1 protein-coding gene is annotated in these 562 nt (G+C 45.0%); it reads right to left on the reverse strand.

Going from position 1 to position 562, the window contains the following annotated elements; translation table 11 throughout:
* Positions 1-130: 130 nt before the first annotated feature.
* The coding region (locus R7040_RS28855; RefSeq protein WP_318097949.1) for a type III secretion system chaperone at positions 131-562 on the reverse strand (432 nt) is incomplete at its 5' end.

Consider the following 562-nt stretch of genomic DNA (forward strand, 5'->3'; position numbering starts at 1 on the left):
GACGAAAATGTCTTTGCCGTTGTGTGCTCGAATCTCTTTATCGTCCGCTTGATTCTGTGTCGCCAAATGTGACGTCAGCTGGCTCAACGACTGCATGTGTGACGTATTGATATTAACCATGTAAAAAACCTTAAACTTGAATAAACGGGTGTGAGCCAGTTTGTTGGCTAAAATCGACAACCGTGTTGTTTTGGAATAGTTGCACCCAAGTGTCACTCAACTCATTCAACTGACTGATCACGTTGGCTAATTGGCTGATCTCGGTGTCTGCCGTGTTGTCGATTTGAAGCAAAATGTCTTTGGTGGTTGGGTTGATGCAAAACTGCACTCCGCCCGTTTCGCGATACAAAAAGTTGTATTCCAGCAGCACTTGGAGCTTGTCGGCGGTGAGAATATCTTTCTCTACCACTAGGCTTTTTGAGACAAGCACCTCGTTCTTCTCTTGCACAAATTGCACATCGATAGCGTTATCTTCGCTGAAACAGAGCGACCACATTTGATGCTCAAACTCTGTAACACGCTCAAGGTTGAGTGAATCCCCTAGCTCTGCGAGAAGAATATT

The sequence above is a fragment of the Vibrio sp. 1069 genome (assembly GCF_033340555.1).